Source organism: Streptococcus sp. GMD4S (assembly GCF_000296955.1).
In genome coordinates, this window is record NZ_AJRE01000392.1 from 1 (window position 1) to 598 (window position 598).

Sequence of the window (598 nt, forward strand, 5' to 3'; positions counted from 1 at the left end):
AACGCAGCTATGAAAGCAGCTTCAAACGAATCATACGGTTACACAGAAGATCCAATCGTATCTTCAGATATCGTAGGTATGTCTTACGGTTCATTGTTTGACGCAACTCAAACTAAAGTTCTTGACGTTGATGGTAAACAATTGGTTAAAGTTGTATCATGGTACGACAACGAAATGTCATACACTGCACAACTTGTACGTACTCTTGAATACTTTGCAAAAATCGCTAAATAATTCTTGAGTCGATAAAAGCAAGGCCTTCTGGTCTTGCTTTTTTGTATAGAAAAATGGATGATAGTGTCATCCATTTTGTTTTAATTCTGTTTCGAAAGTATCCGAGAGGGCAGTAAAACTCAATTTTTCTAAGGTAAGTGGATGGGTAAAGGAAAGTCGAAAGGCATGGAGCATGAGCCTGCTTACTTTTGATCTAGAGTTATAGAGAGGATCGCCCAGGATAGGGTACTTATGATGAGAAAGGTGAACACGAATCTGATGCGTTCGACCGGTCTTTAGTTTGCAACGGACAAGGGTAGTCTGATTTGGAAATTGCTTTAATCGACTGATATGCGTTTCAGCATATTGTCCATTTTTTGCATCA

Annotated in this window: 1 protein-coding gene and 1 pseudogene; one reads left to right on the forward strand and one right to left on the reverse strand. The window is 38.8% G+C overall.

The window, feature by feature from the left end; translation table 11 throughout:
* Positions 1 to 234, forward strand: a pseudogene (locus GMD4S_RS10090) (glyceraldehyde-3-phosphate dehydrogenase); the annotation flags it as partial.
* Between the two features lie 66 nt (positions 235 to 300).
* Here GMD4S_RS10090 and GMD4S_RS10095 read toward each other — a convergent pair.
* Positions 301 to 598 (reverse strand): pseudouridine synthase (locus GMD4S_RS10095; RefSeq protein ID WP_001184144.1); only part of this gene is annotated, 298 nt, incomplete at its 5' end.